Origin of the sequence: Synechococcus sp. H55.11, assembly GCF_047462475.1 — a bacterium.
GTDB lineage: Bacteria > Cyanobacteriota > Cyanobacteriia > Thermostichales > Thermostichaceae > Thermostichus.
On the sequence record NZ_JANSJI010000073.1, the window covers coordinates 7,681 to 15,574 of the forward strand.

At 60.6% G+C, this 7,894-nt stretch carries 9 protein-coding genes; 2 read left to right on the forward strand and 7 right to left on the reverse strand.

The annotated features are described in order from the left end of the window. Positions 1-13 precede the first annotated feature (13 nt). Positions 14-583 carry a photosystem I assembly protein Ycf4 gene (locus tag NW853_RS03140; protein ID WP_414347734.1) on the forward strand — a complete coding sequence of 190 codons (570 nt, stop codon included), beginning with the start codon at positions 14-16 and terminating at the stop codon, positions 581-583. 76 nt (positions 584-659) lie between these two features. Here NW853_RS03140 and NW853_RS03145 read toward each other — a convergent pair whose 3' ends face one another. The 7 genes from NW853_RS03145 to NW853_RS03175 form a co-directional block, all read right to left on the reverse strand. After that, positions 660-2,231, reverse strand: a complete 1,572-nt coding sequence (locus NW853_RS03145) for an NAD(P)H-quinone oxidoreductase subunit N (RefSeq protein WP_414347701.1) — start codon at positions 2,229-2,231, stop codon at positions 660-662. Positions 2,232-2,375: 144 nt separating this feature from the next. Beyond that, entirely contained in the window at positions 2,376-3,635 is a 1,260-nt protein-coding gene (gene gvpJ, locus NW853_RS03150) for a gas vesicle protein GvpJ (RefSeq protein ID WP_414347704.1), read from the reverse strand. Between the two features lie 110 nt (positions 3,636-3,745). After that, positions 3,746-4,225, reverse strand: coding sequence for a peptidylprolyl isomerase (locus tag NW853_RS03155; RefSeq protein ID WP_414347736.1), 480 nt, complete (start codon positions 4,223-4,225; stop codon positions 3,746-3,748). Between the two features lie 241 nt (positions 4,226-4,466). Beyond that, positions 4,467-4,922 carry a phosphate-starvation-inducible PsiE family protein gene (locus tag NW853_RS03160; RefSeq protein ID WP_414334740.1) on the reverse strand — a complete coding sequence of 152 codons (456 nt, stop codon included), beginning with the start codon at positions 4,920-4,922 and terminating at the stop codon, positions 4,467-4,469. Positions 4,923-4,962: 40 nt separating this feature from the next. Further along, positions 4,963-5,124, reverse strand: a complete 162-nt coding sequence (locus NW853_RS03165; RefSeq protein ID WP_414334739.1) for a DUF2256 domain-containing protein — start codon at positions 5,122-5,124, stop codon at positions 4,963-4,965. Positions 5,125-5,155: 31 nt separating this feature from the next. Continuing rightward, a complete protein-coding gene (locus NW853_RS03170; protein WP_414347707.1) occupies positions 5,156-6,802 on the reverse strand; it encodes a CTP synthase in 1,647 nt (548 codons plus the stop codon). A gap of 53 nt (positions 6,803-6,855) precedes the next feature. Next, positions 6,856-7,365: a hypothetical protein gene (locus NW853_RS03175; protein WP_414347710.1), complete on the reverse strand. Its 510-nt coding sequence runs from the start codon at positions 7,363-7,365 to the stop codon at positions 6,856-6,858. Between the two features lie 251 nt (positions 7,366-7,616). Between NW853_RS03175 and NW853_RS03180 the strand changes: the two genes are divergently transcribed. Next, on the forward strand, positions 7,617-7,894 hold a 278-nt coding region (locus tag NW853_RS03180), incomplete at its 3' end, for a heavy-metal-associated domain-containing protein (protein WP_414347713.1).

Below are 7,894 nucleotides of genomic sequence, written 5' to 3' on the forward strand. Positions count from 1 at the left end.
AGGGATCCCGTCTGTGTCTGCAACCATTCCCGAAATTCGCTCTGAAGAGCTGCTGCGCTACACCGTGATTGGGTCGCGGCGGCCCAGCGTCTACTTTTGGGCGGTGGCGCTGACAGGGGGTGGGCTGGGCTTTACCCTGGCCGGTCTTTCCAGCTATTTCCACCGCAACTTGCTTCCCTTTTCCGATCCCGCCAGCCTGGTGTTCATTCCCCAGGGCATTGCCATGCTCTTTTACGGTGTGCTCGGATCCCTGACGGGGCTGTATCAATGGCTGAGCCTGTACTGGAACCTGGGAGGCGGCTACAACGAGTTCGACCGCCGCACCCAGAAGATAACCCTGGTGCGGCAGGGCTTTCCGGGCAAAAACCGCGAGGTGCGGCTGGAATACGACTTTGCCGAGGTGCAAAGCCTGCGGGTCGAGCTGCGAGAAGGCCTCAACCCCCGCCGAGTTATCTACTTGCGGGTGAAAGGACGCGGCGACATCCCCCTCACCGGCGTTGGCCAGCCCCCTCCCCTGGCCGAGATCGAAAACCAAGCAGCCGAGATCGCCCGCTTTCTCAATGTCAGCCTAGAAGGTATTTGAGGGGGGATCCCAGCAGTCGACTCAGCAAGCAAAACCTCCCTCTCCCTAAGGGAGAGGGGCTGGGGGTGAGGGAGCTCTAGTAGCTAGGCAAAGCTGCAGAGCCCGCAACTGTCAGAGAAGGGCTGGTCGCCTCTGGAGCAAAAGCCTGGGCTGTCGGGAACCCCAAAAACGGGCTTTGCTCCACCGCCTGGGTGGAGAGAGTAAAGAGCGGATTGGAGAGGATCCCGGCAAAGATCGTGGCCACCAGCGTCAGCACCATGCCCACCCGCAAAGCCGGCATGCCTTCGGCCTGCCAGTTCGTCTCAGGGTAGTTTTGCACCGAAAGCGACATCTCCTGCGGCTCTTTTACCACCATGGTTTTCACCACCCGCACGTAGTAGTAGATGGAGATGACGCTGGTCACCAAGCCCACCAGCACCAGCGTGTAAGCCCCTGCCTGCCAGCCGGCCCAGAAAAGATAGAGCTTGCCGAAAAAGCCCGCCAGCGGCGGCAACCCGCCCAGAGAGAGCAGACAAATGCTCAGGCAAAGGGTGAGGAAGGGATCCTTCTGATAGAGGCCGCTGTACTCGTTGATTTCGTCGGTGCCAGTCTTGAGGCTGAACAGGGTGACGCAGAGAAAGGCTCCCAGGTTCATGGCCAAATAGACCATCAGGTAAAAAATCAAGCTGGCATAGCCCGCTTCGGTGCCCGCCACCAACCCAATCAAGACAAAACCCGCCTGCCCAATGGAAGAATAGGCCAGCAGGCGCTTGAGGCGGGTTTGGGCGATGGCCACCACGTTCCCCAGCACCATGGTCAAAATGGCCAGCACCGAGAGCACCGCCCGCCACTCTTCCGTCATGGCCGGGAAGACGGTAGCCAAAAAGCGAATGGCCAGGGCAAAACCCGCCGCTTTGGATCCCACCGACAAAAAGGCCACCACCGGCGTCGGGGATCCCTCATAAACATCAGGAGTCCACTGGTGAAAAGGCACCGCCGCCAGCTTAAAGCCAATGCCGCCCAGGCAGAACACCAAGGCAAGGATCCCCACCAGGCCGGCATTGGCCAGGTAGGGCGCGATGGCCGCCAATTGGGTCTGCCCCCCCGACAGGCCGTAGAGCAGCGACATGCCGTAGAGGAAGATGGCCGTGCTGCTGGCCCCCGTCAAAAGGTACTTCAGGGCTGCCTCGGAAGAACGCGGATCCCGCTTGGTGTAGCCGGCCATCAGGTAGCTGGCGATGCCCAGCGTTTCCAAGGAGACGAACACCATGATTAAATCCGTCGCCCCGGCGAGGAACATGCCCCCCAAGGTGGCGGTGAGGAGCAACACATAAAACTCGCCAGTGGGTGTCCCCGCCTGGGCGATGTAGCGCTCCGCCATCATCACCGTCAGAGCTGCCGTTGCCACCACCAGGCCCCGGAAGAGAATGCTAATTGGATCCGCCGCAAAGCTGCCCAAGAAGCTCTCCAATTGGGGCTGCTGCCATTGCAACACCAAGGTCACCAAGGCTCCGATCAAGCCGAAGATGGAGAGGATCGGAAGATTTTTGCGCGCCGCCGACCCACCCACCAGATCCACCACCAAGACGATCAACAGCGTGAGGGTAACTACCACTTCCGGCCAGATAGCACCAGCCTGCAGGTTTCCGGTTGGGGCGAAGACATCCATAGGAGAAGACTATGAAGAGAGGTTAACGGGATCCAAAGCCAGCATACCGCGATTTCTGGGCTCTCTTCTCTCTTCAGGCATGGCTTCTCCCAATTATCTCAATCAAGACTCTCAATGCTCAGGCCACTCTTGATCACAGCCCCGCTAGAGCTTGGCGCTAGAGGTGAGCACCAGTTTTAGGCGGGCGTGGATGAGATCCAAGTCCGCCAGCCCCAGGTCGATCTCGCCGTCGATGACAATGCCGGTGTGGATCAGCCGATCCAACAACTCCAGCAGGGATCCCTCGCCGTGGGGTTGGCCGGGGTAGTAGTCCCCCTGACGGGGCAGAAGCGTGCCCAGATCTCCCAAGTCCAGGTTGAGATCCGCTGGGTCGATCTCCAGCAGGGCGCAGAGTTGCCGAATTTGCTGGCGCAGGGCTTGCAGGCTGCTGCCGGCCCGCTCAATTTGCTCTGCAGAGAGGCGATTGGCTTCCATCTGGCGTACCACCTGAGCTTCCATCAACTGCCGCAGCAGCTCCACCAAGGTCAGCACCAGCGAGGCCAAACCGGCTTCCGGGCGTTTCCGGCCAGGGGTGAAGTCTTCCGGGCTGGCCGGGCTGACAGCAAGGCGAGGGGAAGGAACAGGCAGGGCCAACCACTGCTCAAAGGGCTGGCAAAACTGTTCTAGGCTGAGCAAATGGAGACGGGGATCCCGAACGGACTCTTCCCGCTCCTCCGGCAGGTTGTAGCCCCAGTCGGCTAAAAACAAGAGCACCTGCTCCAGTTCCGGTACGCTCTGCACCTGGCGCAGCGTCTGCAGGCGATCCTCGACAAACCAGAGTTCCTCAGGCGCTACCTGGGTCGCTGCTAGCAGCCGCTGTAAGGTGGTGGCCTTGGGGGCCTGCACCTCCTTGCCCAGAATACGGTGGCGCGGCAGTTGGATCCCTTCGCGGAGCAAAAGCTGCTGGATAAACCGCCCCTCTTTGGTGCTGAGAATGGCCAGGCGCGGCTCTCCGGCAGCCTGGATCTGGCGCATCCAGGCCGTCACCCCTGGATAAAAGCGGTGCAGCCCCAGCCAGCCCTGGAGATCCTCTGCCAGCCAGCGATCCCGCACCTCATCCAGGGCTTGGGCCAAAGCCCGCTCGGAAACCCCCCCCTGCTGCAACAACTGCTGACGCCAGCCCGGCCAGTCTTGGCGCAAGTCCTCTTCGGGGATCCCTTGCTGCAGCCCCCACAGCAGCAGAGGCATCTCCCAGCCGGTCTCGATTAGGGGTCGCAGGCGGTCGAAGGCAGGGCGCAATGGCTCCAACTGGGCAGGGGCCAAACCCCACACCTGACTACAAACTCGACAGGAAGAAGCAAAGTACTCCGCCCGTCCGTCGCAGAGCACACCATCAAAATCCAGAACTAGAATGCGGGGGGACATTCGCCGGGGCCTAGCGAACTCCATAACTGAGTCCCCCATAGAGCAAGTTGCAAAAATGGGGCCAGAGGCCAAGTTAATTTAACCAAACTGTTTCGCCGGATTGGCCCAACCTAGTTCGATTCCGAGATACGAACAGACTTGATCGCGACCGGATTCAGCGGGCGATCCTGAGGGCCTGTGGGCGCCGTGGCAATTTTATCCAACACGTCCTCCCCCTCGATCAGTTGGCCGAAGATCGTGTAGTTGGGCGGCAGCGGGTAGTCGGCATGCATGATGAAGAACTGGCTGCCATTGGTGTTGGGGCCGGCGTTGGCCATGGCCAAGGTTCCTCGCGTGTAGGGGCGCTGCACCGGCTCATCGGGAAAGCGGTAGCCTGGCCCGCCTCGCCCCGTGCCAGTGGGATCCCCGCCCTGAATCATGAAGCCCCGAATGACCCGGTGAAAGATGACGCCGTCGTAGAAGTGATCATTGGCCAAGAAGACAAAGTTGTTGACGGCAAGGGGAGCTTCCTGTGGGAACAGCTCCAAAACCATCGTGCCGGCGGTGGTCTCCAGCGTGGCTGTATAGGACTTGGCCGGGTCGATCACCATTGGCGGGGGACTGTTGTAGGTTTTCACGGTTTTGCCCAACTGTTGTGCCAGGAGCAAATCGTAAGAAGAATGCGGGCGGGCCAGAGCGGGAAGAAAGCCAGATCCCACCCAAAGCAGCACCGCCAGCACAGCTAGCTTCAACAGGTGGGCAACCCCTGAGGGCACGCGCATCTCTCTTGCCAGAAAGCTCCGCCCCTATCCTATCAGGATTTGTCCAGGCCCGCCCTTCGCTCGACAGGGATCAAGGCTTGGCTCGTCGCACCAGCCAGTAGCTGACGGAGAGAGCTAGCGTCGCTGCTGCCAGCCCAATGAGATCCAGGCCCCCCAGCTTCTCAAAATCGAAAATAATGATCTTGCGCGCCACCGCGATCAAAGAAGTCACAATCACCAGCTCTACCTGCACCACCTGCTTTTGCAAGTAGGCGGTAATGTTCTCCAGAATCTCCAGCGCGATCAGGATATTCAAAAAAAGGCCGAAGATCTCGATCAAAGTGGTGGAGAAAAAGCCAGTCGGCTCCTGCAGCAGATCGGCCACCAGGAAGCGGGCCAAATCCACCACGGCCACCCCAATCAGCCCGATCATCAAGATGGAAAGCAGCTTCGAGATCAGACTTTCTAGGCGGGTAATGGCCCGCAGAAAGGGATCCTCCTCTTCCGTTTCGTGAGGATTGTGCAAGAGCCACTTGAGAAACCGCATGCCACCCCCCTTTGACGACCCCATTATCTGCCCCAGACGTCTAGGAGGATCGGGATCCCTTGGAGCGATGGTTGCGACACCGCTCAGAACAGTATTTCACCTCCGGCCAACAGTCGGCCCACTTCTTGCGCCAGGTGAAGGGCCTGCCGCAGGTGAGACAGATTTTGCTCGGCAAATCCGACTTCTTCCGGTGGCGGGGCATGGCGCGCTGGAAACAACAACCCTTGGATAACTTAACCAGATAACTGCCCTGTGTTCTGCAACTGCAAGGCTTGCGGCCGGGAACGGTTGTGCAGGGCAGCTTGGATCAATCCCAAAAAGAGGGGATGGGGGCGGTTGGGGCGGGAGCGAAACTCGGGATGGAACTGGGTGGCAATGAAGAAAGGGTGGCTGGGCAGCTCGATGATTTCCACCAGGCGGTTATCGGGCGAGACGCCGCTGATGACGTAGCCGGAATCCAGCAATAGGCTGCGGTAGGCGTTGTTGAACTCGTAGCGATGGCGGTGGCGCTCGTAGATGATGGCCTCGCCGTAGAGCTTGGCCGCCAGGGTGTCGGGCAAAATGCGGCAGGGATAGAGGCCCAGGCGCAGGGTTCCGCCCAGATCCTCTACATCTTTCTGCTCCGGCAGCAGGCTGATGACGGGGTGGGGGGTGTCGGGATCGAACTCGTAGCTGTTGGCCCGCTCTAGACCGGCAATGTGGCATCCCCAGTCGATCACCGCACACTGCATGCCTAGACACAGGCCTAGGAAGGGGATGCCCCGCTCGCGCACATGGCGGATGGTGGCCACCTTGCCCTCGATGCCCCGGCTGCCAAACCCCCCCGGCACCACCACGCCGTCCACACCGGCCAGCAGGGCTTCTGGCCCCCGCTCCTCAACTTCTTCAGAAGAGATCCAGCGCAAGGTAACGCCGGCATTGAGGGCCAGGCCTGCATGGCGCAGGGCTTCCGCCACTGAGAGGTAGGCATCGGTGAGGCGCACGTATTTGCCGACAATGGCAATTTCTACCCGCTCTTGAGGGTGGTGCAGCCGCTGCACCAAGAGCTCCCACTCGCGCAGGTCGGGCTGCTGCGGATCCAGGTTGAGGATCTGCAAAACTCGCTGCGCCAACCCTTCCTGCTCCAGCACCAAAGGCACATCGTAGATGCTGGGGGCATCCTGGGCCTGGATGACACATTCCACCGGCACGTCGCAAAACTCGGAGATCTTCTCCTTGAGGCCGCGGGGCAGGGGCTGCTCACAGCGGCACACCAACACGTCCGGCTGAATCCCGATCGAGCGCAGCTCCTTGACCGAGTGCTGGGTGGGCTTGGTTTTCATCTCCCCCGCCGCCCTGATGAGAGGCACCAGGGTCACGTGCACGTAGGCCACATTGGCACGGCCCACATCTTTGCGAAATTGGCGGATGGCCTCCAAAAAGGGCAGCGACTCGATGTCCCCCACCGTGCCCCCCACCTCCACCAGCACCACGTCGGGGTTGGTCTCGCGGGCCACCCGCCGGATGCGCTCTTTGATCTCCTGCGTAACATGCGGGATCACCTGCACTGTGCTGCCCTGGTAGTCGCCCCGCCGCTCCTTGTAGATCACCGCCTGGTAAATGGCGCCGGTGGTAACGTTGTTGAGCTTGGACATGTTGGTGTCGGTGAAGCGCTCGTAGTGGCCCAAGTCCAGATCCGTCTCGGCGCCGTCGTCGGTGACGAACACTTCCCCGTGTTGGTAGGGGCTCATGGTGCCGGGATCCACATTGATGTAGGGATCCAGCTTTAAAATCGACACAGTGTAGTTGCGGGACTTGAGCAGACGGCCCAGGCTGGCCGCCACAATCCCCTTGCCAATGCTGGAGACGACTCCGCCGGTGACGAAGACAAACTTGGTCATACCCCGGATCCCTTGCCCTCTTCTGAATTATGCCAGGGATGGCGGGGATCCCATTAGCGCAGAGAACGGATGGGGCCGTTGTAGAGGATGGTGGTCTGAAAGGTGCGCCGATCCACCCGCACCTGGGTTTCGATGCTGGGCCGAGTAAAGCCGGGCTCGCCGCCGCGGAAGGTGAAGATCCAGGCATCTGCAAACTCTTCAAACGGCGCGTCGATGGCCGCCCCGTGCATGGAAGCTTCGGCGCGGTAGCGCTGCAAGCCCCCGTTGGCAATTTCAGCCGCTTGGCGGGCCAGGTTTTTGGCCCGGTTGAGATCGCGGAAGTAGCGGCTCACCTCTTCAAAACTGCCCCTGGGCAGCGGTCTCCGGGATCCAGGGGGGGCTGGTCGGGGTTGGGGATCCGGCACGATCGGCAGGGTGGGAATATCCTGGCTGGGGGGCAGCGGCTCCACCGGGATAGGAGTTCGGGAAGTTTCTGGGAAAAGAGGGGTGATCCCCTGTGCCTGGGCAGACAATAGGGATCCCCAGAGAGCTCCGGCCAAGCAGAGAGGGAAAATGAACTTCATGGGCAATTCCTGGCAAAGTTTTTGATCTAGCTGGAATTACTCTACTGAGTCTCTCTCCTCAAAAGCAGAGGGAAAAGCCTGCCCTCTGCTGCCAAGGACGGTCAAGGGCGGGGGCTGTCTGCGCACCCTCTCCCGGAGGTTGCTAGCATCCTTGAACAGGCTCCTTTGAAGAAGGGCTGCCCGCAAGAGCTGCTATGGAGTTCCTCGCAGTTGCGGCAAGTTAGGAGGGTGTCAACCACGTGAGGATGAAGATGGCCACCACAGATGCAATGACCCACGCGACAGACAGACCAAGGGATCCGGCTGAGCTCCCTCAGGAGGGATCCCTGCTGCTCCACGTGGGCGGCATGAGCTGTGCCGGCTGCGTTCGTACTGTCGAGCAAGTCTTGCTCAATCAGCCGGGGGTGGTCAAAGCCAGCGTTAATTTGGTTACCGAGTCGGCCCTTGTGGAATTTGCCCCTGGCAGCCGGCCTGACCCCGAGCATCTGGCCCGCATCTTGACAGAGGCGGGGTTTCCCAGCTCCTGCGC